1 protein-coding gene is annotated in these 293 nt (G+C 28.7%); it reads left to right on the forward strand.

Annotated features, from left to right (window positions below; translation table 11 throughout):
• Window positions 1–56: 56 nt before the first annotated feature.
• Window positions 57–293, forward strand: a 237-nt coding sequence (locus tag HT718_RS09795) for a transposase (protein ID WP_173268291.1), incomplete at its 3' end; no start/stop codon positions are given.

Genomic DNA, 293 nt, shown 5'->3' on the forward strand with positions numbered 1-293 from the left:
TGAACTGCACCCCAAAAGTTAGACAGAAAAAATCTAACTTTTGGGGTGTTTTTATTATGAAATTAACTTATGATGATAAAGTTCAGATCTATGAACTTAGAAAACAAGGATATAGCATAGAGAAGCTTTCAAATAAATTTGGGATAAACAATTCTAATATTAGGTACATGATTAAATTGATTGATCGTTATGGAATAGAGTTCGTCAAAAAAGGAAAAAATCGTTACTATTCTCCTGATTTAAAGCAAGAAATGATTAATAAAGTTTTACATGAAGGCTGGACTAAAGATAGA

Source organism: Streptococcus sp. 714 (assembly GCF_013277115.1).
Taxonomy (GTDB): domain Bacteria; phylum Bacillota; class Bacilli; order Lactobacillales; family Streptococcaceae; genus Streptococcus.